Here is a 22,234-nt window from a genome sequence, read left to right on the forward strand (position 1 = left end):
AACAATGGCAAACGCTCCCATAAACATCATATTAGCCGACGACCACCTTATTGTTAGGGGGGGCATTAAATCTATGCTGGAAAAAGAAAAATCGTTTCAGATAACCGGCGAGGCCAATAATGGTGTTGAGGTACTTCGATTGCTTGAACGAGGCACTAAAGCCGACATTGTACTGGTGGATATGAATATGCCTGCTATGGGGGGGATAGAACTAACTGAAAACTTAAAGCAGAATTATACCGAACTGAAAGTAATTATTTTGAGTGCTCTGGATACAGAAAAATATGTGATCAAAGCATTTAAGTCCGGGGCCAGCGGTTACCTGCTAAAAAACATCAGCACAGCCGAACTGATTTTTGCCATTTGCCATACCCACCAGTTCGGGCAGTATATTTGCGCTGAACTTTCCGGGCGCTTCCTGAACCGCCTGCTGACCATCCCAGATATGATAACCAACGAAAATATTGAAAACATTGAATTCTCAACGCTTGACGTAGAAATTCTGACTCTTATCTCCGAGGGATTCACCAATCAGGAAGTTGCCGATAAACTTTTCACCAGCAAACGTACTATCGAAAATCACCGGCAGCAACTGATCGACAAAACCGGTTCGCGCAATACGGTCGCCCTGATCCGCTTTGCCATGCTTAATGGCGTCATATAAAGCCATTTATAGCAAAAAGGAGTATTAACCACATCAGCATATTGGTATTATAACCATTATAGGAAAAATCTGGCCGGGTACCTTTGATAAAAATCTACGGCTATGCAAAAAATTTTAACTACCGAGCTATTGGAAACCCTGATAGGACAGGGTTACCGCTACTGTTTATCGCGTACCACCAGCATTTTTGGCGAAGACGCCGACATCTGCATCACTTTATTACCCGTAAAACGGGCCCCTTCATTAAAGAAACTTCCCGAAAGATTTGGTACTTATTTCAAGATAGGTGAGGAGCCGAGGCAAATGGCCATGGTTATTGATGAAACTATTGTGTTGGTAGATTTAACCGAGATCAATGTCAATGCGGAGGTGAACTGATGAGAAAGCGTATATTGATATTTGACGATGACGTAGCCGTACTGGAAGTTTTACAGATGGTGTTGGATTACGAAGGTTTCGAAGCAGATATTATAGAAAAGACCGGTGGTTTTCTGAGTTTGGTGCGGTTTTATCAACCTTCGCTGATCCTGCTGGATTTTTCTTTAAAGGGTTTATCCGGGGGCGACTGGTGCGCCCTGTTAAAAAAAAGCACGGAATTTAAAGCTATTCCGGTTATTCTCCTTACCGCGTATTCCAATAAAGGCCTTGAAAAAGGGACTTATGGATGCGACGATTTTATAGCCAAGCCATTTAATGTGGTTGACCTTATATCCCGGATCAATTTACTGACTGATAGCACACATGAGTTGCTTTCAAAAAAAGAACATAACGAAAAAGGTACAAAGGTTTATTAAAACACTAACCGTTATGATCATCATCAGCGTTAAGGATCCTGAATCCGGCTTGGCCAGGGAATTAAGAATACAACCAGTAAATAATTTCGCTTTTCCGGGTTGGGTGGTTTTGATTCCAGGAGGCAAAAATGTATTGCTTTACCGGAAAGATGAACGTTGGGAGATCATTCCCCAAAACATCAGTGCTTCTTATGCTGAAAAGATCGGTGAAAAACTTACCGAATTGTCCACTATGTAGTACTGTATTTCCTTTTATCCCCACCATTTTTACCCCATTTATATTTTAATTGAATTTTATGCTGATCATTTTTTCATTTTTTATTGCCCACTGGTTTCTGTCGTTGTTTTTTCAAACTTTTTTTCAGCACCGGTATGCTTCTCATCGTATGTTTACTACAAGTAAGGTATGGGAGCGGGTATTTTACCTGATGGCTTACTTTTTTGAGGGCGCCTCTTTTCTTAATCCGCGTGCCTACGCAACTATGCACCGTGAGCATCATGCTTATAGTGATACAAAGCTGGACCCGCACTCGCCGCATTTTTTTACAGATATCTTCCAAATGGTAAAAGCAACGGTGAATACGTTTAAAGACCATTTAAAGAGGACTAAAGAACCAGACACACGCTTTTCCGGCTATTACCCGGAATGGCCGCTTATTGACCGCATGGGTTCATCCTTGTTATCGAGAGTGATTTTCGCCCTGGCTTATACCTGCTTTTATATTGCTTTCGCCACTCATTGGTGGCTGTTTCTTTTACTGCCTGTTCATTACCTCATGGGGCCGGTTCATGGCGCTATTGTTAACTGGTGCGGTCATAAATATGGCTACACTAATTATGATAATAAGGACAAGTCCAAAAACACTACGCCGTTTGATTTCCTGATGCTTGGCGAATTATTTCAAAACAACCATCACCGTCATCCTAACAGTGCAAATTTTGGTAAACGCTGGTTCGAGATCGATCCTGTTTACCCTGTGATGAAAATGATGCATTGGCTAAAAATTATCAAACTAAGAAAGGCATATTGAAGCGATGTATATTTTATGATCACAAAATTCAAAGCGTTCTACACGCTTACATGTACATTGTTTTAAATTAATTTTTATTTAATTTATTTAATTTATTTAATTTAAAATAAAAGGCATTGTAATTGCACACGTATATAAAATACCCCTATTATAAATCTAACGCACGCCACAAAAATTTAAAGCATGACACATATGAAAGGACAACGGGTGACTACACCAGGTGGAAATGGAGAAGTTTTGGATACCATCGGAGACAAAGTAGAAGTAAAGCTGGATAACGGAGAGGTAAAAACTTATCCCAGCAACGATGTTTCTGACGATAGCAGTGCCGGTTAAAAAAAGTGATATGAAATAGTTAATGGTTGATAATTCAAGCCAAAAACTTATACCAGAATATTTTAAAGAGAAATGGAAAAAACAACTACACCTGAAACTATCATTAAACAGGTTGAACGTTACCTGGAAACAAAATTTAAATTATTAAAATATGAAGGAGTACACAAAGCAAGTGGCATCATTGCCGAGATGATCACCGACTTGGTTGTTGTTGTGCTTTTATTATTAACCTTCCTCTTCGTCAGCATAACGCTTGGCATTTTTGCGGCACATCTGCTCCATTCCGGTTGGAAAGGGTTTGGATGCGTTGCTTTATTATATTTTATCATGTCCTTGTTTGCAAAAACGCTAAAGTTAAGCCTGCAAAATATCTTCATCCGCATTTCTATCAGCAAAGTATTTAAACACAAATAATCATACTATCAACAAAAACAAACATGGAAAACAACAAATCAACCAGTGAAGGACCGGTGGCTAAGGCTATCGAAAAACAAACAGCGAAACTACCATCAGATATTTTTCTTTGGGCAGCTTTGGCGGCAATGGGCGCGTCACTCACTTTAAAAATTTTACAAAAGAAACATACTGCATTGTTTGTGGGACAATGGGCTGCGCCGTTTCTTTTACTCGGCGTATACAATAAGCTGGTAAAACTGGAAGGTCACGATAAAGAATCCTGATCAATTAAACAAACACATAAGCCGAATAACCTACCGTAGGGCTTAATCAGATTGTAAAGGGCCATCACTAATCCTTTTACCAATTTTTCTTTAAGGTTTATTATCCTAATCTCAATTTGTTTACAACTACAAAACCAACCATAGGGATCCTTATTTCCTTAGGATAACTGCGCGTTGGTTTTGTTTTAAAGACCTTTTGAGCACCGCAAAATCAGGTGCCTTTCAATTATAATAACACCCAAAACAATCATCAAATTACAATCAATCAAATGAAAAAAATATTATTAGGATTAATCGTATTGGCCGTTACCGGCTTTAAAGCAAACGCGCAAATTCAGCAGGGTAACGTGCTGGTAGGCGGCAATTTTGCAAACATCAACCTTGGTTTAAACGACCCGAAAATATTCAGCCTGGATATTACGCCAAAAGCCGCCTGGTTTGTGAGGGATAACGTGGCCTTAGGTGGATATGTCAACCTGGGGATAGAAACAGCAAAGGGATCAAATACAACGGTAAGTTACGGGGTAGGTGCCTTAGGTCGTTACTACACAGGGTCTGACGTGGAGATCCTTCGCCACGGCCGTATCTTTGGCGAGGCCACAGTAGGTCTGGGTGGAGTTAACGTCAGTAATGGTGGCGGTAATACTAACGGCTTGAACTTTAGTTTTGGGCCGGGCTTCGCTTACTTCATTACACCAAGTATTGGTTTAGAAACTTTATTGAAATACAATGGCTTAGGTGGTTTTGGTAGCCAGGGTTACCAAAGCAACCTGAATTTATCGTTCGGTTTTCAGATCTATTTACCGGGACAACGTACCGCAAATAAAGTGAAATCTGACGCGAGATAGTAGAATATTAAAGTATTAATCAATGTGAAAGTACCTATCTGCAATATATTTGAAAAAAATATTCTGCAGATTATTATCGTACAAGCCACAACCAAAGCCCCGTAAGGGGCTTTTTATTTGAAAAATTTAAATCATTGCGATTTAAATAATAAGTTATATTTTTTACTTTTAAAACAATTTAACTTACTAATGCTTGTGTTATTAAACAAACACATGATATGCAACTAATTAGCAAGCCTCTCGGGCGGTATCCTAAACCTACATCTAACTACCTGCCTGGCAACCTGGTGTGTTTTTCTCACTTACGCTGGGATTTTGTTTTTCAAAGGCCTCAGCACTTGCTAACCCGGTTAGCTAAAATCAGGAATGTTTTTTATGTCGAAGAGCCGGTTATCTCAGATACTGAAATTCCTTATTATGCCTACACATCCCGTGGCACGCAATTAACTGTAGTTACTCCGCAGCTTCCAAAAGGATTAAGCATCACAGCTTCGCTCAAAATTCAAAAACGGTTGTTTGATGAGTTTATGACCGGGCACGTTGTAAATGATTACGGGTTTTGGTACTACACACCGATGGCTTTGGAGTTTAGCAGGGGATATAGGCCGGAAATTACTGTTTTTGATTGTATGGATGAATTATCCGCCTTCAAATTTGCGCCTGAGTCTATTAAAACATTAGAGAAAGAATTATTGCAAACAGCAGACGTTGTTTTCACGGGGGGATATTCTTTATTTGAAGCAAAGAAGAACCAACACAACAATATTCACGCGTTCCCGAGCAGTATTGACAAGCCACATTTTTTAAAAGCCAGGGAGTTAAAAAACGCCAAGGCTAACAAGGCTGCCAGGCTTGGATTTTATGGCGTGATTGATGAACGGTTTGATATTGAGCTTATCCGAAACATAGCCGAACTAAGGCCCGATTGGGATATCATACTTGTAGGGCCGGTGGTTAAAATAGACCCGGCTACATTGCCGGTAAACAAAAACATCAAATACCTCGGTTCCCGGACTTACGCAAAGCTCCCTGAACTTATTGCGGATTGGGACATTGCGTTGATACCATTCCTGCTTAATGAATCTACCAGATTTATTAGTCCTACCAAAACGCCTGAGTATCTCGCAGCTGGTCTACCGGTAATCTCAACGGCTATTGAGGATGTAATTAACCCTTATGGTAAATACGGATTGGTATCGATTGGTAATAACGCAAAGGATTTTTTATCACTTGCCGAACAGGAACTTCAACGCGACGACCGTAAAGAGTGGTTGCAAAAGGTGGATTTTTTCCTGGCGCATAATTCATGGGATGAAACATGCGAAGGGATGATGGCGGTAATGAATAACATGATCAAATCAACCCAGATTGTTTACAATACCATTGCCCATTCATAATGTTTGATTACCTTATTGTAGGCGCTGGCTTTGCAGGCAGCATACTCGCCGAGAGGCTCGCATCGGTAGAAAATAAAAAAGTGCTGCTTATTGATAAGAGAAGCCATATTGGCGGAAACGCCTACGATCATTATGACAACGAGGGCATTCTTGTACATAAGTATGGGCCTCATATTTTTCACACCAACAGTAAGGAGGTGTTTGATCATTTATCGAGGTTTACGGAATGGCGGCATTATCAACACAAGGTACTGGCTGATCTGGACGGGCAACAGGTACCTGTTCCAATCAACCTTACAACAATTAACACGCTTTATAATATGCAGTTGAGCAGTGCGGAGCTGGAAGGTTTCTTTGCCACAAGGGCAGAAGATGTCGGTCTGGTTCGCACTTCCGAAGATGTGGTAGTTAAAGCGGTTGGCCGTGATCTTTACAACAAATTTTTTAAAGGCTATACACAAAAGCAATGGGATCTTGACCCGTCAGAACTTGATGCATCAGTAACGGCACGTGTACCTACCCGCCTTAATAAAGACGACCGTTATTTTACAGATACTTATCAGTCAATGCCTTTGAACGGCTATACCAGGATGTTCGAAAAAATGCTCGATCATCCCAATATTAAGGTAATGCTCAATACAGATTATAGCGAAATAATGGAAATTATCGCTTTCAATAAAATGATTTTCACCGGCCCGGTAGATGAATATTTCGATTACTGTTATGGCAAGCTACCATACCGGTCGATCAATTTTAAATTTGAAACGCTTGATAAAGAACAATTTCAACAAACCGGCACCATAAACTATCCGAATGATTATGCTTTTACCCGTATTACGGAATTTAAGTATTTAACCGGGCAAAAGCATCATAAAACCAGTGTGGTATATGAATTTCCTACAGCGGAGGGCGATCCTTATTATCCAATTCCACGGCCTCAAAACGCGGAAATTTACAGGAAGTATAAGCTTTTGGCCGACCAGTCTGATACCTATTTTGTAGGCAGGCTGGCAACCTACAAGTACTACAATATGGATCAGGTAGTTGCCCAGGCACTTAGCACCTTTAAAAAAATACAGGCTGAGACAGCTGAACGCCCGATTGGCAGCGATGTGGTTGCCATGGTATCTCACTGAGAATGGCCTTGAGGAGCATTTTTATATAATGTTAACGGACTTGCACGATAATTTAAGTTATGAATCAAATATTTGATATGGCCTTGCCCAATAATGGTATGGGGATATTAATCTTCCAGGCATCCAGTATTCATGGTTTGGGCCTTTTTACAAATGACGATCTGCCTGCAAGCACCATCCTTTGCAGAAGGTTAGGACTGCGAACGGCATTGTCCCTCAGAGATAAAAGGGCGATTATTGGAATTGATGGGATAGACCCTGCTGTACCCGAAGATTTTATTTTTAAAAAGATAAACCACTCCTGCCAGCCGAATGCCACTATCACGGATACAGGATGTTTGGTAAACATAGAAAGAGTTTTTGGCGATACAGAAATAACTGTTGACTACGGTCAGCTTTTAACTGGCTCATCCTGGTCAGCGGCCTGTTTATGCAGATCGCCCAATTGCCGTCATATTATTTGTTCAATATATAATTGATAATCTGCCTTGAACGACCTTTAAACCAAAATAAATTATTAACCCTACAATAAAGTAATATGCTCAGGATCTCAATAACGTTTATTGCACTTTCGATAGTATTCTTCGGATGCAACGGATCGCCTAAAGACAGTAAAGCCAAAGCCGATAGTACAAACAATTTTTATGATTCACTGAACAATAAAAAAGGTGGACGTGGCACCAGAGCATTAAGTGGCCCGGATGCCGATTTTGCTGTAGAGGCTGCGAATGGCAGCCTGTTAGAGGTTGAATTGGGAAAACTCGCACAACGCAAATCTGGTAATGCCGAAATAAAGGCTTTTGGGGCAATGATGGAGAAAGATCACATGCAGGCAGGAAATGAACTTGAGGCGATAGCTAAGCAAAAGCGGATGGCATTACCGTCTTCTCCGGGAGGAGAGGAGCATAAAACAATGGAAGAACTTAATGCAAAATCCGTTTCGGAGTTTGACAAAAGCTACGTGAATGCCATGGTAAAAGACCATGAAAGCGATATGAAAAAATTCACGAACGGCAGGAAGCTTGTGCATTATCCGGAAATGACCAAATTTATAGATAAGACATTGCCAATTTTAAAAATGCATTACGAAGCGGCGCTTCGGTTACAGCAAAAGTTTCGTTAACGGTTTAAGATTACAGGAGAGCATAGAGAGGAGATATTATTCATTAATCATGACAAATAAAAGTAAAATTAAACAACCTGAAATAAGTCCAGGTAAAAACCCCAACAACGTAGCCGATCAGGACGATCTCCACGAAATCCAGGTATCAGACGATTTAAATGAACCCGATCCTGAAGCGCAGTATCCTCCAACCGTGCTAAGTCAAAAAGAAACCCAATCTGAAAGCTAAAGGTCCATCGCACAGGATATAAACCTTATAAAATAAAAACTTTGGAAGTTAATATCAACGATACAGGAGCCCGCAGCGATGGAAATCCCTTTTGGTCATTTTGGATGGGTGGTTTTGAATGCTCTGACCAGCTTAACTCATTTGGTGACCGTGTTGACCTGCTCAGGACGACCAAGCACCTGGAGAGAATTGATGAAGATTATTTCAATTTAGCCCGATTCGGGATCAGAACGGTGCGCGAAGGAATTCGTTGGAGCAAGGTAGAAAAAAATCCTTTCAGTTACGATTTTAGTGAAGTGGCTGTTATGTTAGATGCCGGCAAGCGTTGTGGAATTCAGCAGATCTGGGATATTTGCCATTTTGGCTTTCCGAATGACCTGAGTCCTTTGCATCCGCATTTTACAAGGCGATTTTCAGCGCTCTGCGTTGCCTTTGTAGTTTTTTATCGGGAACGGGAACCGCTCGAAACTTTGATCATAACGCCTATCAACGAGGTTAGCTTTATATCCTGGTTGGGCGGAGAAGCCGGAGGTACATCCCCATTTTGTAATGGTCAGGGCTGGCAGGTGAAGTATGCATTAATGCGTGCTTATATACAGGGTATTAAACAGATGAAGGCCATTGACCCAAACATCCTTATAATGACAACGGAGCCTCTCGTTAATATGGTTCCCCCGCTTGATGCAACCGATCTTGAAAAGCAGCAGGCCGCTGCTGCCAACTTAGAACAGTTTCAATCGCTCGATATATTGGCTGGTAAAGTATGCCCGGAACTCGGCGGATCTCCCGAACTTTTAGATTTATTGGGTTTTAATTATTACTATAACAATCAGTGGGTATTAGGTTTTGGTGAGTTTTTGCCTTGGGTGAATGATCAGGACGATGATCGCTGGAAGCCGCTGAGCGAATTGCTGATAATGGCTTATGCTCGTTACAGAAAGCCTGTATTGGTTTCAGAAACAAGTCATCCGGGAGAAGACAGGCCATTATGGATTGAGTTTATCGGCCGGCAATGCCGGGAGGTTATAGACCTTGGCATTCCATTATTAGGGGTTTGCTTATATCCGATAATAGACCGGCCAGACTGGGACGACCTGCAGAACTGGCATCACAGCGGCCTTTGGGACGAAGAATTTTTGTTAAACGGGGAATCTGTAAGACAACTCAATAAGCCTTATGCCACAGCTTTGCTTGACGCACAACGTCACTTACAGTTTTCAATAATTGAAAAGCATGGACCTCAAAATAAAACGAGGTCGCGGGACATTATTCAATCAATATGAAAAACTTAACTAACAGTCTTATAGGCGGGATTGCCGGGGCCATAGCGCTCAACATCCTTCATCAAACAGTAAAGCAATTTGTTCATGAAGCACCGCGTGTGGATCTGATTGGAGAGGAAGGCATTGCCAGGGGAATGGAGAGAGCAGGCTTTAAACCATTAACCGGGGATGCATTGTTCTCGGTAACACTTGTTACTGATTTGATAAGTAATTCAGCTTATTATATGATGATCGGTATGGGTAAAAAGAAGTATCTTCTATACCATGGCGCAGCGCACGGCTTGTGTGCCGGAATTGGCGCGCTAACCCTTATCAGGCCAATGGGGCTTAGTGACGCCCCGGTTGCACGCACAAATGCAACCCGGCTAATGACAGTGGCCTGGTATACTTTCGGTGGTATAATCGCGGGCTGGACAATGAAAGCATTGCGGAAATAGTTCGTCGGGATTTTTAATGGAAATTAAAATATAGGATAATATTTTAATTTAAAGTTGAAACATAAAATACTTCTTGTGGTTGTATTATTATACGATCCTTCTATTATCAAGCTTCTGCTCAATCATCTCATTTATCATCTACTAAAATTATATTTATGTTTCACCACGTTAAATCACTACAATTTAATGCCAGGGTTTCGCGCCCCGACCCTCGCTTCGCTAATCTTTTACTGGAGCAATTTGGCGGCGAAAATGGCGAGTTGGCCGCGGCCATGCAATATTTTACCCAAGCCTTTGGTGCCAAGGTACCACACCCCGACAAGTATGATATGCTGATGGATATCGCTACGGAAGAATTTAGCCACCTGGAAATTGTTGGCGCCACTATCCAAATGCTACTAAAAGGCGTTAACGGAGAGTTAAAGAACGCCGCCGATAGTTCTGAAATTATGCAGGTGATGAATGGCAAAGCTGCTAAAGAAAACATCATCCACGAGGCATTGACCGCTAATCCGCAGTTTGTTATGATCACGGGTGGTGGAGTAACCCCACGCAACAGCCAGGGCATCCCATGGTGCGCTTCGTACATCCACTCTAACGGCGATCTGACTGTCGATCTGCGTAGCAACCTTGCTTCCGAATCAAGGGCGAAGCTGGTTTACGAGCACCTGATGAAGTTTACGGATGATCCGTATATCCACGAAACACTTTCATTTTTAATGACCCGCGAAGTAGCGCATTATAAAATGTTTGAGGCGGCGCTTGATAGTATCCCTAATAATTTCCCCCCGGGTGTGCTTGCCGCCGATCCGCGTTATACTCAGGAGGTTTATAACCTTTCGGATGGTGCTCTACGCGGCCCGTGGAACGAAGGTGAAATGCCGGGGATGGGTAAGGAATGGATCTTTGTTGAACACCCTTTACAGCAGGTACAGGAAACAGAAGGCCAAACTAATTTGCCCCAGGATTTCAGCGAGGAGTTAAACGCTGCTGAAAGGCAAAATCAAAACATGAGCGCTGTAAAAAGTGCCGAGGTAAAAAATGCAGAACCTAAGGGTGTTGCCCCGTGGAGTACATATGATGCCGTTACTAAACAAACCGAATTGAAATGAAAAGAGTGATTTGGCATATTGGCGCATTATGTATGTTATTCATTTCTGTATTCGCCTGTAATTCCGGCGATAGTCAGAAACAGATTGGTAATAGCCAGGATACCACAAGTGTAAATAAAGCGGGCGGCCCAGCCATACGTGATACAACTACTATTGACAAAGATCGAAAGGATTCTGCTAAACAACCTGCAGCCGATTCAATGAGTAAAGGTAATGCCGATCCGTCAGGTCGCATGTCTGCTAAACCGGTAAAACAATAATTATTATGCAAAACATTAATAAGGTCAAACAGATCCATACAGACTTTAAACAAAGCATCTGGCTTGATTTTATTGACCGGGAGATCATGCGGTCAGGGAAGTTGCAACAGATGATTGATCAAGATGGTGTGCGGGGGGTAACCTCCAATCCGGCCATTTTTGAGCAGGCAATCAGTTCAAGTGCTGACTACGACGCGGATATCCTGGAACTTGCTAAATCCAGTTCCGATCCTGAGCATATTTTTTTTAGCCTTGCCATTTCCGACATCCGGCAGGCTGCCGATCTGTTCGCATCGGTTTATATTGAAGAGATAAGCGGGGCCGACGGCTATGTAAGCTTGGAAGTATCCCCCTTGCTTGCACTCGATGAATCTGCAACAATTACGCAGGCCAGAGAACTTTGGCAAAAGGTTGACCGCAAAAATCTGATGATCAAGATTCCCGGTACCTTGCCCGGCTTGCCCGCTATCCGTATCGCGATCAGCGAGGGAATCAATATTAACGTTACTTTACTATTTGGGCTGGAACGTTACGAGGCTGTGGTGAACGCTTACATAGCAGGGTTGGAGGAACGCCTGGCTACCGGACAAAGTGTTAGTCAAATAGCCTCCGTAGCAAGTTTTTTCCTGAGCCGTATAGATCTTTTGGTCGACCCGATGCTTGATGAAAAAGATTTATCAGAAATGAAAGGAGAGGCCGCTATTGCAGCTGCACGGGCTGCCTATGCCTTATATAGAAGACTTTTCAGCGGTGAACGCTGGCAAAAGTTAGCAGAGGCCGGAGCAAAACCGCAGCGATTATTATGGGCCAGTACAGGAAATAAGAATCCGGCTTACCGGGATACCCGGTACATCGAGGAGTTGATAGGACCAGAGACAGTTAATACCGCTCCATTGGGCACGATCGAAGCCTTTCGCGATCATGGCGTAGCGTCAGCAAAGTTGGAGAGCGGAACCGAGCAAGCTTTATACATGCTTGAGATGCTGGGCACAGCCGGGATCAATATGCAGGATGTCGCAGAACAACTGGAAAAAGAAGGCATTGAAAAATTTGAGGTTCCTTATCGAAAACTACTGGGGGCTATCCGGGAGAAAGTCAAATTATAGAATGATCAATTAACTGCCGCCACCGGTATATACCGGCAGCATCAAATGAAAATGGGGTTGTGTACATAGATGGGGAGGTCGCTTGTTTTCAGGCGGCCTTTTTTGTTTTTCAAATCTATGAATTTTACTACGGTATCCCTTTTTACATTAAATACGGTTATTTTTGAGTTAGTCACCCATCTATGAGCGTAACATATTTTAAACCACGTGATCGTTTCGACATTGCAAAAGATACTTTGGATATCGGTAATCCATTACAATGGGACAGGTCACATTTTTTAAAGCACTTTTTTAAAAGAGTGTTCGCCATTCCAGAGGACCGCATAAAAGAATTTTACCAACGCCACCTAGCCTATTATTTATCTCAACATACCGATGGTACAGAGGAGATCTTCTTTAAATATTTCTGGTCGCTCATTGAAAGACAATTAAAAGTGTTGTTGGGCAAAGACGTCTATGACAAGAACCATTTGAGGAATGAGCGCGAGATAGTACGATTGCAAAAGTTTACGGCAATGTTGTCTCGCATGACCGCTGGAATATTCACAAATCCAATGATGCAGTGATAGCACAGCAGGAGTCAGAAATATTAGTACTTAAACAAGAGGTAACTCAATTAAAAGCCGATCTCAAGAAAGCCACTGCGCTTGAAACCGAAGGTTATATCAATATTCCGGAAGGATATCGAAATGCCGTTTTGCACCTGCATTTACAGATGCAGGAACTCAAAACACCTGAAGGGAAAGAACTCATGTTTTCCCAAACGCAAAGCGTCTGGATGAAAATGATCTGCAAGTATTTTCGCGAAGGAGACAAAGAGATCAATTATGAAACCATACGCCGTTATTTCCCGAGTGACAAGCGCGAACCTAGAGATAAACACGCCGACATCCCTGCAAAATCAAAGCTTTTTACGATCAATTCTGCGAAAAAGAGGAGTTAGCTTTTTCTTTTGCCAGCAAAGTAATCAGTTATTTGACAGTATAGTAGCAAGCTGTCAGTCAGTATTTTACAAGCACCTTTAGCTTTCTCCAAACTACTCCATTTTAACCATGCAGTTCTGCATGGTCAATAAATCTATCCTGTACAGCACACATTTGTTCCAAAACAAATGCTATGCAGATAATCAATCAAGAAGCGCTTAGCCTGTGCATACGCCAGGCGGTGAGAGCAGAACTACAGGAACATTTTAAAACAGAGGGCAGCCAGCTACCAAACTCAGAAAAACTTTTATCCAAGCAGGAACTTGCCGCCGAACTCGGCGTGTCTCTCGTTACGCTTACTGACTGGATGAAAAAGGGCTTACCCTATTTGCGCCTGCATAAAAGGGTGTACTTCAGAAAAAGTGAGGTGCTGAATGCCATGCAACAAACCATTAACGATTAAACAAGGAGGAACAGATGAATGTGGAACTAATCACCAAAGGGGATTTACTGGAATTTAAAAGCGATCTGCTTAATGAGATCAAAAGGATCATACAACCTGGACAAGCCAGTACCAAAAAATGGCTGAAGAGCGTGGAGGTAAGAAAACTGTTGGGGATATCGCCCGGCACACTTCAAAATCTTCGGATCAACGGCACGCTGCGATTTACCAAGGTAGGTAGTATCATGTACTACAAGCTGGAAGACATTAATAAGATACTGGAAGGAGATGGCAAATGAAGCTGCAAAAGGAAATTGTTAAAGAACTGGCGGGTTTTGCAAGCCTGCTTAAACAGATGGAAAAAGATAATCGCTTGCTGCCAACCCATCTTAGCCTGTTTACCGGTCTGTTTGTTTGCTGGCAACGGAACGGTTTTACAAGTCCTTTCAGTGTGACCCGGAAAACGCTCATGGCGTTTTCCAAGGTCGCATCTATTGCCACTTATCATAAGTGTATCAGGGAGCTGGATGAGTACTGTTATATCCGGTATCAGCCGTCCTATCATCCGAAGCAGGGCAGCCTGGTTTACTGGCCGGAAGCACAAACAGTGGCGAAAAAAGATGGTGTCTGAATCCGCGCAAAGCTTCGCTTTACAACATTGGAAAAGGCATACCGCAAGCGGTATGCGGTAGATATACACATAGCTGCATATATGGCGGATAAATCTACGACCCGAAGGGAGCGAGTTAATGTTTTTGCTTCACAAAAACCCGGATACACCCCGCTGGGGTGATCCGGTAACTCGCTCCCGTTGGTCGGTTTAGGAAGAATTTTTAAGAACGTGATTTGATGACAGGAGCAACTGAAAAAGAAAAAATACAGAAAAAGCGGTTGCCCGGCAGGCCGAAGAAAACGGTCAGCCGGAGCGATTTCCTGATGGTCCGGCTAACGCCGACAGAACGTGTCTTGATCGATGGGCGGGCAAAAAGGGCCGGATTAAAATCCAGTGAATGGTTCCGCAGGGCTGCCAAGAGCGCGAAAGTTTTCCCGCGATTTACAGTAGAGGAAACCGGTTGGTTCAGGATGTTGGCAGGGCTTGCCAATAACCTTAACCAGCTGACACACCTTGCCCATGTGGCCGGGCTTTTTTCCCTTGCCCTGAAATGCCAGGCTTTGCTGAAACAGATCGAGGAACTATTAAATAAGATCAGCCGCTATGATAGGTAAACCAATCACAGGGCGAAGCTTTGGCGGCTGTGTTCGTTACGTGGTGAATAAGCAGGATGCGAAGATTATTGCAGCTGAAGGCGTGCGGATGCAAAACGCAGGAACGATTACCCATGATTTTAACCTGCAACGGAAGATGCGGCCGGAATTGGGCAAAGCTGTCGGACACCTGGTTTTAAGCTGGAGCAAGGAAGATTTGTCTAAGCTAAGTGATGGAATCATGGTTGAGCGGGCAAACGAATATATGGATAAAGTGGGGATCCGTAATACCCAGTTCGTTGTAGTTCGTCACCATGACAGGGAGCACCCGCATTTACATGTGATCTATAACAGGGTAGATAATAACGGCAACACCATTACAGATAAAAACAACTTTGCGAAAAATGTCAAAGCCTGCAAAGAGATCACGCTGAAATACTGCTATCATATAGGGGAAGGCAAGGAACAGGTGAACAGGCAGGCCTTAAAAGGAAAAGAGAAAACCCGGTACGAACTTTTTGACGCCATTAAAGCAGCGCTTAAGCAATCTGGAGACAGGAAACGGCTGGAAGTGAATTTGCAAAAACAGGGTATTGGCATCGCTTATAAATATCGGAGCGGTAGTAATGACGTGCAGGGCATTTCTTTTGAAAAGGGCGATATCAAAATAAAAGGTTCTGCTATTGACCGGAGTTTGAGTTATGCTAGGATCGATATGCAGCTTAACCGGAATCTACAGGCACAGCAGGAACATGTAGTAAGAAAAGTGGGTTCGCCTTCATTAGCCGATCAGTTACGGGATGCGATCAGGCAGCGGGGCCAGGCTGATCACGTACACCTTCAAACTGGCGGTAAAAGCATACTGGAAACGTTGCTGGAGCCGCAGTTTGTTGCCGGTCCGCCCGATCCGATGGGAGATGCGGATATAGCCAAAAGGAAACGAAAGAAACATGAAGCAGAGCATTCCCAGTCGCAAGGGATAAGCAGGTAGCGTGATTAACAAAATGATTATTCAACTATTCAAATTCAGGTATTATGCAACAGGAAGAATTGGAAGAAAAAGTAACGATGCTGGAGGAACTGATACAAGGGTTTATTCAAAGGTTAACAATAGTAGAAACCGAAATGCCGGATTTTCTAAAGACTTTTCTAAGCCAATACAAAGAAACATTAGACCGGATAGCCAGCAGGATCGAAACGGCTAATAAACGTTATGATGATAAAAAGATCCAGCAACAGATAGATGAATTGAAAGATGTGGTTTCAAGGGTGCCTAAAGTTATCGGCGTCAAAAATAGCCATCATTTCGGGGCATGGTCAAACAGCCTTATTATCGGAGTGGTGGTAGCTTTTGTTGTTACTGCCGGATCGTTTGGTGCAGCTCTATATCTTCATCATCAAAATGACCGGCTAAACGAGGAGGCTTATAATTTCTGGCTGGTCAGGGCGATGTATCCTAAAACTGCGGATGCAATCATTACAGAATTACATAATGATCCAAATGCTTTTATTGCTAAGGCAGAAAAGGCGATTGAAAAGCAACAGGCAATTGCTGCCGCTAAAGCTATTGCGGATCAGGCGGACAAGGATCAGAAAGCGGCGAGGGATAACCTGAAGAAAGTAAGTTCAGCCAAGTGAGTACACTTTGACCTGTTTTATTTTTGGATAGGAGTGGACGGCCATTCGGCTGCAGCAGTCAGCTCCATTAAACCACGTGCTTCGCTCCGGGTTCCATTACGCCGCCAGCCTTGCCGCCGCGAGTGCAGGAGTTGTAGGTTAGTCACAGCACCGCAGTCACAAAGATAGCTACGCAGGAAAACCGTCAAGGGTATATAAACCACGGCTATCGCCGTGGCCCTTGACAGTTTTCCTGCTAACAGCTTCGGTTGTTTAAGCGGTGATATGAATGGGTGTGTGCAGTTAAATATCGGTACATGGCGCATTATGGCGCCTTCTGATTACCCTCGCCACTTAACGCTTCATGCCACCGCTACCCAATGAACGCCCAATATTCTGATCCTGTTGGGGCTTTATTATACGTTTTTGCTCTTGCGTTTTCTCTAAGGATATTCCCATATCCAGAGCGATGCGGTTAACCCACTGCGGTAAATTAGGAGCCTGTTCGACAAGTTTACCGTCCGTGTATTTCAGATATACTGAAATATTTTGTCCCTTTTCCTGAGATGCGGCTTTCATCAGGATAACTTGGTCAAAAGCACGGTAATATTTTTGTAAGTTAATTAAAGACTGCTCATAATTGGCTTTGATGTTATCTGGCGATACATCATGCCCTCCTTTAGCTAATCTTAAACGTACTCGCTCAAAAGATATAGCAATTTCATCCAGACCCAAAAAAAATAATCGGGAACTATAGCCTTTAAGCTTAAATTCATTGACTGATTTCATGATATCTTCTGTTCGAAAGTTTGTTTCGAAAGCACAAGTGGCATTTCTGCCCTGCATTGTCTCCTTCCAATCTGAAAAAACATGCCCGTTAACTGCGTCATATAAATTACCGCTGTCTAAACCTGGAAACTGCTTTTTAAGCAGCATAAATTCTTTATCGCCATCAAAAATAGGAGTACCAGGTGGTACCATAGAGGATGACAGCGTGCTTTTACCGGCGCCATTTGGCCCGGCAAAAACAAACAGTTCCGGCTGTTCCATTAAAATCTGCTGCTAACTATTTGGCTTTCACCTGTGGTGGCGTTTACTTTAACCAAGTCGCGATGATCGCGGTATTCACGGATAACGTGATTTCTATGCTCCTGATTTCCGGCTGACTCGTAAACGTTATATAGACCCACACGAATATTTTCGGCTTCTACGTTTTGGATTTCAGGACGCAACCGTTCCTCAAGCTCTTTTAAAGAACATTCAAAAACTGGCATATAAGTTAGTTGCTCCATTAAATTTTGTAATTCCGCTGCCTTTGCTGAGTGCCAATGTCTCACAGGAATAAGAACAGCGGTTGCTTTCTGTTGTTCGTCGTAAAGAATATTAAATGTATCCTGGCTGACGAACTCTTTCAAATTTAGTGCTTTATACATGATTTTACAAATTATTGCTTTACAAATGTGTGATGCTGACGCGCTGTTTTGTGTCCAATCGACCTAACGGCGGGCCGGAGATTATGGGATTGAGATTGAATAGGAGTTGGTTTACTTATATTTCCTGGTTCTTCATGGAGTAAGCCTACCAACGCATTTACCTGTAATTTTAAAGCTAATGCAAATCCGAAGGAAATTGCTGTTGCGATAACCAAGCTGAAATAAACAAATAGCATTTTTAGTTTTATTTGTTCAGGAGAGGATTTAAGCGCTTTATCAAGTTTTTTCTCCAAACGGTCTATGGCAAGTTCTAATTTGTTATCCGGTTGACCGTTAACCAGCATATCCACTTGCACGCCGATCCGGTCAAGTTGTGAAGTATAATCCGGGAAATAAACTTTTGGATAATTATTAATGTTCTTCTCCATGTTGGCTATGCGATCATTAAAGGTTTTGCTATGTTCTGTTGACCTGTCGTTAACTTCCCCCAGTGTATCAATTATATCATAGTTGTGATTGCTCATTTCTGTTAAGTGTTTAATTCTGTAAGAAGTTGTCGGCCAAAGAAACACGATTGACTTTATTTTTCCTTTTTGTATTGGTTAAGAATATAATGAATAACCATGAATACGCTTAGGGCTTCATGGTTATTGAGTAGGCAGCTTTAATATAGCTGTCTAATTTTTGACATATCCTGACCGACCTTAAGGTCAAGGATTTTAGCATAATGCTGGGTCGTTTTGATATTAGTATGGCCCAGCATTTTACTGACACTTTCAATAGGTACACCATTGGAAAGCGTGACAGTTGTGGCGAAAGTGTGTCTTGCAATATGAAAAGTCAGCTTTTTAGGAATACCACAAATATCAGCTATCTCTTTTAAATATGCATTCATCTTTTGATTGGTTGAAACCGGAAACGCTTTACCTGAATGTTCGCAAACCGGGGAATCGCTATACTTATTGAGTATTGCAACGGCAGGAGGGAGTAGGGGAACCCGTGTAGGGATAGCCGTCTTTTGTCTTTTGGTATTGATCCATTTCTCTCCATCAGGTCCTGCGATAACCTCAGCCCCCCTAAGCTTGTACACGTCAGCATAGGCCAATCCAGTAAAACAGCTAAAAAGAAAAATATCCCTGATCTGCCCTAAACGCTCAGTTACGAATTCTTTAACCGCCATCCGCTTTAATTCCTCGTTATTCAAAAATACCCTATCAACAACTTTTACCTTGGCTTTGTAATTTATAAAGGGATCGCTTTTCAACCAACCGCTTGCAATACAGATCCGCACTATCTTTTTAAAGTTTTTAAGGTACTTAACAGCCGAATTATTGCCGCATTTCCTTACCGAACGAAGGTAAAAGTCATAGCTTATAACGAAATCATGATCGATGTCCCGAATGTCAATATCATTCACATTATATTTCCATTTGATAAAATCGGCGGTATGCTTTAAAGAAGTCTGGTAACGTTCTAAAGTTCCTTTTGCAAAGTCGGTACCGACCAACGTTGAAACCTGCCTGTTGTGCTCCCTGAATACATCCAGGATCATTCTGATATTTTCCGTTTTTCCGGTAAGCTTGTTTTTCAGTCGATCTGCTGTGATAGTCGTTTTTTGCTCGGTGAGGCTTTGATGAGCCGCATATACCATTGCTTGTAACTGGTCGAGATAAGCATTAAAAGTCCGAGCGGATTCCTTTGTTCCTTTTAACCGTCCTGTTTTACTGCTCCATTGCAAAGGATCGCAACTGCGGGCTGTTGTAGTTTCTGCGCGTTTACCATTAACGGTAATACGAAGATAGATTGGCACAGTGCCATCAGTGTAGTTTTTGGGCTTCTTTAAATAGAAGAGCAAGCTGAAATTAGTTTTCATGTTAATTAACATTAAAAAGTGAAACAAAATTAAGCTTGCAGCTAATCATAATCAAGATGTTTAAGTGTTGAACAACTTGATAGTCAAAAAGATATGACTAATTCGGTGAGTTGAGGTTTCTCAAAAATAACTCACCATATCACGCACCACTTATATGGGAGTTGACGGATATTTTGAGCGTTTGATATAAAAACAAAAGCCTGCAATCATTTGATTTGCAGGCTTTTGAATAATTTGATATCAAATTTAGCGGAGAGTTAGGGAACAATAACGTAATTAACTTCCGCTGTAAATCAATGCTTTGTGTTCCTATTCAATTTGAGGTCACCTAATAGATCACCGCTAAATAATCAAACCGCTTGTGCTTACTTAACAAAGATATAACTATTTTTAAATATAAATACTTACGAAAAGAAGATAAAGAATTGACAGATATTCTGGTTTCAAACACCCGTCGGAAGTCGTGCCCATTCGACTCCACCTCAGGGCAATAATCAATGGAATGGCTAGATATAGTTTCATTCTATTGAGTTAAATAATTTTAGATCGCCTAAAAATGGTTCGAGCCCATTAGGGTGCACCTTTAGGTGCACCCTAATGGGCTCGAACCTGAATAAAGAATATTAAACAGCTATTATTACTTGGTCCTCAGTTCCTCAGAACAATTGTAAAATCGAAGAATTATTTCAGGTTCGACCAAAAACGGGTTAGATATTGCGATATCGGCCTTAACCATCAAATAGAGCGGCAAATCGCCTCTGGTCATTAATGAATTGGTTCGTGAGGACGTCGGGTTTGAGTCTTGACGAGAAAAGTAGCGAAATTTCGCTACTTTTCTCGTTTTTCATTACCGCATATAACTATTAATCAAATAGTTAAGAAAGGAAAAATTAGTTCGATATTATTTCCCCAATCCAGTTTTACCTAAATTTCAATACGCTAATTATCAGTAATTTACAAAAAAAATCTCTTATTAATTGGAGGCAAATAAGGCGAGAATCGAACCAATCGATTCGGTTAGAAAACATATTAGTTTTTCCTTCAGTTTTTCTTTAATAAGAGCTAACTTAGTTTTATTTAATTAATTTCCAAATCACATAATAACTCCAGTACATGGATAACCTTAACGCTTATTTTGAAATGGACGACCGTGACCTACTCCTGTCCATCGGTAATGCACTTGATGAAGATAGCCGTGCAGCCTTCCCCGCCCCAGTAGGTCAACTTCTGCTAAATGCAAAAAATTACATCCACTCAAAACTGGGCGAATATCAAATCCGCGTTTGTGGAAATGATACTGTAAAAGAACTTGCCACGGGGGGATTTACTACCGAACTTGTTGCTGCCGTTATCGGTTTGATCGAATCTGTCACTATCGGCGCCGCCATTTCACCGGTTGCTATTTTACTCTGTAAAAGAGGGGTTTTGAAAATCTGCGACAACACATGGAATTTGGACGATTCAAAATAATGGAGGAATCCGGGAGGACTTCAACCTATGTCGAATACCGTTGTGTGGATAAACATAGCAGTCAGAATTATTGGTTAAAGCTGCCACACAACGCAACGAGTCTTGCCAATAAAGATATTGTGTTCCCCGAAATAATAAGGCTTTGGAATACCTATTCAAACAAAGACACACCACGTACAAGGCAATACTATGGCGTTATAAATAACCATTATCTCGACTGTGTAAGTGACCCTTTACTGAATGAAGGGGCATGGCCGGTCATCAAAATATTAAAAACTTTTCAGGCAAACGATCTGCCCTTGTTTGGTTTATGGGAAGGAGTTGCGTTGCAAATGTTGACGGAGGCATCTTGGGTATGCGATGGAGAGCTTTCGGAAGAAAAGTTTATTGGTGATTGGAAGAACCTCGTTGGAGGCTCAATATTGAGAGAAGCCGTTATCAGTTATATGGATAACGGCGACATGAGCAGAACTGAAAAACTACGGGTTGCAGAAAAGATCTCACAAAAGTATATTGATTATCCCGAGCTTGCCGAAAATATCCTTTTACGCCTAATCGGTGGCATGAGCCGTGGAAGAATTGAGCCGGAAGACGCTATTGCAACCTTATTATGCCCTCAGTTTCGTTGTAATATTACGGACATGGACATTCTTCAAATAAGTGACTGTAAAAAGGCCTTAAGCCGGCAAATTGGGCCGGAGGTAGATATGCTTTGGTTGACCTTTGTTCTTGAGATGATGAAAGTATTTCCAGACGGTAAACCGGAACAATTGAAGAGAATATCAAATAAAGGAATAACAAACAATTATTCACTTTACCTTGAGACACATTAAA

Annotated in this window: 33 protein-coding genes; 29 read left to right on the plus strand and 4 right to left on the minus strand. The window is 42.0% G+C overall.

Annotation, left to right across the window (positions count from 1 at the left end; all coding sequences use genetic code 11):
* Window positions 1-4: 4 nt before the first annotated feature.
* The 27 genes from AAFN85_RS25775 to AAFN85_RS25905 all read left to right on the plus strand — a co-directional run bounded on the left by AAFN85_RS25775 (window position 5) and on the right by AAFN85_RS25905 (window position 16,645).
* Entirely contained in the window at window positions 5-664 is a 660-nt protein-coding gene (locus AAFN85_RS25775) for a response regulator transcription factor (protein ID WP_347530715.1), read from the plus strand.
* 102 nt (window positions 665-766) lie between these two features.
* Window positions 767-1,042 (plus strand): hypothetical protein, encoded by a 276-nt coding sequence (locus AAFN85_RS25780; protein ID WP_347530717.1) that lies wholly within the window; start codon window positions 767-769, stop codon window positions 1,040-1,042.
* On the plus strand, window positions 1,042-1,458 hold the full coding sequence (locus AAFN85_RS25785) for a response regulator (protein WP_347530719.1): 417 nt from the start codon (window positions 1,042-1,044) through the stop codon (window positions 1,456-1,458). Before AAFN85_RS25780 ends, AAFN85_RS25785 begins: the two co-directional genes overlap by 1 nt.
* A 13-nt stretch (window positions 1,459-1,471) precedes the next feature.
* A complete protein-coding gene (locus AAFN85_RS25790; protein WP_347530721.1) occupies window positions 1,472-1,696 on the plus strand; it encodes a hypothetical protein in 225 nt (74 codons plus the stop codon).
* A gap of 61 nt (window positions 1,697-1,757) precedes the next feature.
* On the plus strand, window positions 1,758-2,489 hold the full coding sequence (locus tag AAFN85_RS25795; protein ID WP_347530788.1) for an acyl-CoA desaturase: 732 nt from the start codon (window positions 1,758-1,760) through the stop codon (window positions 2,487-2,489).
* A 192-nt stretch (window positions 2,490-2,681) separates the two neighbouring features.
* Window positions 2,682-2,825: a hypothetical protein gene (locus AAFN85_RS25800; RefSeq protein ID WP_347530723.1), complete on the plus strand. Its 144-nt coding sequence runs from the start codon at window positions 2,682-2,684 to the stop codon at window positions 2,823-2,825.
* A 72-nt stretch (window positions 2,826-2,897) separates the two neighbouring features.
* Window positions 2,898-3,239: a hypothetical protein gene (locus AAFN85_RS25805; RefSeq protein ID WP_347530724.1), complete on the plus strand. Its 342-nt coding sequence runs from the start codon at window positions 2,898-2,900 to the stop codon at window positions 3,237-3,239.
* Window positions 3,240-3,262: 23 nt separating this feature from the next.
* Window positions 3,263-3,505 carry a hypothetical protein gene (locus tag AAFN85_RS25810; protein WP_347530726.1) on the plus strand — a complete coding sequence of 81 codons (243 nt, stop codon included), beginning with the start codon at window positions 3,263-3,265 and terminating at the stop codon, window positions 3,503-3,505.
* A 269-nt stretch (window positions 3,506-3,774) separates the two neighbouring features.
* Entirely contained in the window at window positions 3,775-4,353 is a 579-nt protein-coding gene (locus AAFN85_RS25815; protein ID WP_243487489.1) for a hypothetical protein, read from the plus strand.
* 218 nt (window positions 4,354-4,571) lie between these two features.
* Entirely contained in the window at window positions 4,572-5,750 is a 1,179-nt protein-coding gene (locus AAFN85_RS25820) for a glycosyltransferase (protein ID WP_347530727.1), read from the plus strand.
* Window positions 5,750-6,886 carry a UDP-galactopyranose mutase gene (gene glf / locus AAFN85_RS25825; protein WP_347530729.1) on the plus strand — a complete coding sequence of 379 codons (1,137 nt, stop codon included), beginning with the start codon at window positions 5,750-5,752 and terminating at the stop codon, window positions 6,884-6,886. Before AAFN85_RS25820 ends, glf begins: the two co-directional genes overlap by 1 nt.
* 59 nt (window positions 6,887-6,945) lie before the next feature.
* On the plus strand, window positions 6,946-7,365 hold the full coding sequence (locus tag AAFN85_RS25830) for an SET domain-containing protein-lysine N-methyltransferase (protein ID WP_243487492.1): 420 nt from the start codon (window positions 6,946-6,948) through the stop codon (window positions 7,363-7,365).
* A gap of 59 nt (window positions 7,366-7,424) precedes the next feature.
* A complete protein-coding gene (locus tag AAFN85_RS25835; protein WP_243487493.1) occupies window positions 7,425-8,009 on the plus strand; it encodes a DUF4142 domain-containing protein in 585 nt (194 codons plus the stop codon).
* Window positions 8,010-8,058: 49 nt separating this feature from the next.
* On the plus strand, window positions 8,059-8,238 hold the full coding sequence (locus tag AAFN85_RS25840; RefSeq protein ID WP_243487494.1) for a hypothetical protein: 180 nt from the start codon (window positions 8,059-8,061) through the stop codon (window positions 8,236-8,238).
* Window positions 8,239-8,279: 41 nt separating this feature from the next.
* On the plus strand, window positions 8,280-9,521 hold the full coding sequence (locus AAFN85_RS25845) for an amine oxidase (RefSeq protein WP_347530732.1): 1,242 nt from the start codon (window positions 8,280-8,282) through the stop codon (window positions 9,519-9,521).
* Entirely contained in the window at window positions 9,518-9,958 is a 441-nt protein-coding gene (locus AAFN85_RS25850; protein WP_347530734.1) for a hypothetical protein, read from the plus strand. Before AAFN85_RS25845 ends, AAFN85_RS25850 begins: the two co-directional genes overlap by 4 nt.
* 155 nt (window positions 9,959-10,113) lie before the next feature.
* Window positions 10,114-11,070 (plus strand): manganese catalase family protein, encoded by a 957-nt coding sequence (locus tag AAFN85_RS25855; RefSeq protein ID WP_347530735.1) that lies wholly within the window; start codon window positions 10,114-10,116, stop codon window positions 11,068-11,070.
* Window positions 11,067-11,330: a hypothetical protein gene (locus AAFN85_RS25860; protein ID WP_347530736.1), complete on the plus strand. Its 264-nt coding sequence runs from the start codon at window positions 11,067-11,069 to the stop codon at window positions 11,328-11,330. Before AAFN85_RS25855 ends, AAFN85_RS25860 begins: the two co-directional genes overlap by 4 nt.
* A 5-nt stretch (window positions 11,331-11,335) precedes the next feature.
* Window positions 11,336-12,436: a transaldolase gene (tal, locus tag AAFN85_RS25865; RefSeq protein ID WP_347530737.1), complete on the plus strand. Its 1,101-nt coding sequence runs from the start codon at window positions 11,336-11,338 to the stop codon at window positions 12,434-12,436.
* Window positions 12,437-12,618: 182 nt separating this feature from the next.
* A complete protein-coding gene (locus AAFN85_RS25870; RefSeq protein WP_347530738.1) occupies window positions 12,619-13,002 on the plus strand; it encodes a hypothetical protein in 384 nt (127 codons plus the stop codon).
* Window positions 12,999-13,379, plus strand: coding sequence for a hypothetical protein (locus AAFN85_RS25875; protein ID WP_347530739.1), 381 nt, complete (start codon window positions 12,999-13,001; stop codon window positions 13,377-13,379). Before AAFN85_RS25870 ends, AAFN85_RS25875 begins: the two co-directional genes overlap by 4 nt.
* A 173-nt stretch (window positions 13,380-13,552) precedes the next feature.
* On the plus strand, window positions 13,553-13,822 hold the full coding sequence (locus tag AAFN85_RS25880; protein ID WP_347530741.1) for a helix-turn-helix domain-containing protein: 270 nt from the start codon (window positions 13,553-13,555) through the stop codon (window positions 13,820-13,822).
* A gap of 14 nt (window positions 13,823-13,836) precedes the next feature.
* Window positions 13,837-14,100 (plus strand): helix-turn-helix domain-containing protein, encoded by a 264-nt coding sequence (locus AAFN85_RS25885; protein ID WP_347530742.1) that lies wholly within the window; start codon window positions 13,837-13,839, stop codon window positions 14,098-14,100.
* Window positions 14,097-14,432 (plus strand): hypothetical protein, encoded by a 336-nt coding sequence (locus tag AAFN85_RS25890; RefSeq protein WP_347530744.1) that lies wholly within the window; start codon window positions 14,097-14,099, stop codon window positions 14,430-14,432. Before AAFN85_RS25885 ends, AAFN85_RS25890 begins: the two co-directional genes overlap by 4 nt.
* 218 nt (window positions 14,433-14,650) lie before the next feature.
* The gene (locus AAFN85_RS25895) at window positions 14,651-15,028 is read left to right on the plus strand and encodes a MobC family plasmid mobilization relaxosome protein (RefSeq protein WP_347530745.1); all 378 of its coding nucleotides are present in this window, start codon (window positions 14,651-14,653) and stop codon (window positions 15,026-15,028) included.
* Window positions 15,018-15,998, plus strand: a complete 981-nt coding sequence (locus tag AAFN85_RS25900) for a relaxase/mobilization nuclease domain-containing protein (protein WP_347530747.1) — start codon at window positions 15,018-15,020, stop codon at window positions 15,996-15,998. The genes AAFN85_RS25895 and AAFN85_RS25900 overlap by 11 nt, the downstream gene beginning before the upstream one ends.
* A 44-nt stretch (window positions 15,999-16,042) precedes the next feature.
* Window positions 16,043-16,645 (plus strand): hypothetical protein, encoded by a 603-nt coding sequence (locus AAFN85_RS25905; RefSeq protein ID WP_347530749.1) that lies wholly within the window; start codon window positions 16,043-16,045, stop codon window positions 16,643-16,645.
* Between the two features lie 333 nt (window positions 16,646-16,978).
* On the opposite strand, the gene AAFN85_RS25910 is transcribed toward AAFN85_RS25905, so the two are convergent.
* From AAFN85_RS25910 to AAFN85_RS25925, 4 genes are all read right to left on the minus strand, one after another.
* On the minus strand, window positions 16,979-17,674 hold the full coding sequence (locus AAFN85_RS25910) for a hypothetical protein (protein ID WP_347530751.1): 696 nt from the start codon (window positions 17,672-17,674) through the stop codon (window positions 16,979-16,981).
* Window positions 17,674-18,057, minus strand: a complete 384-nt coding sequence (locus AAFN85_RS25915; RefSeq protein ID WP_347530753.1) for a hypothetical protein — start codon at window positions 18,055-18,057, stop codon at window positions 17,674-17,676. Before AAFN85_RS25915 ends, AAFN85_RS25910 begins: the two co-directional genes overlap by 1 nt.
* Before the next feature lie 11 nt (window positions 18,058-18,068).
* Window positions 18,069-18,581 carry a hypothetical protein gene (locus AAFN85_RS25920; protein WP_347530755.1) on the minus strand — a complete coding sequence of 171 codons (513 nt, stop codon included), beginning with the start codon at window positions 18,579-18,581 and terminating at the stop codon, window positions 18,069-18,071.
* A gap of 140 nt (window positions 18,582-18,721) precedes the next feature.
* Window positions 18,722-19,930: a site-specific integrase gene (locus AAFN85_RS25925; RefSeq protein ID WP_347530756.1), complete on the minus strand. Its 1,209-nt coding sequence runs from the start codon at window positions 19,928-19,930 to the stop codon at window positions 18,722-18,724.
* Between the two features lie 1,113 nt (window positions 19,931-21,043).
* Between AAFN85_RS25925 and AAFN85_RS25930 the strand changes: the two genes are divergently transcribed.
* Both AAFN85_RS25930 and AAFN85_RS25935 read left to right on the plus strand, forming a co-directional pair.
* Window positions 21,044-21,400: a hypothetical protein gene (locus tag AAFN85_RS25930; RefSeq protein WP_347530758.1), complete on the plus strand. Its 357-nt coding sequence runs from the start codon at window positions 21,044-21,046 to the stop codon at window positions 21,398-21,400.
* Entirely contained in the window at window positions 21,376-22,233 is an 858-nt protein-coding gene (locus AAFN85_RS25935; protein ID WP_347530759.1) for a hypothetical protein, read from the plus strand. The genes AAFN85_RS25930 and AAFN85_RS25935 overlap by 25 nt, the downstream gene beginning before the upstream one ends.
* The last annotated feature ends 1 nt before the right edge of the window (window position 22,234 follow it).

The organism is Mucilaginibacter sp. CAU 1740 (genome assembly GCF_039839285.1).
Lineage (GTDB): Bacteria > Bacteroidota > Bacteroidia > Sphingobacteriales > Sphingobacteriaceae > Mucilaginibacter.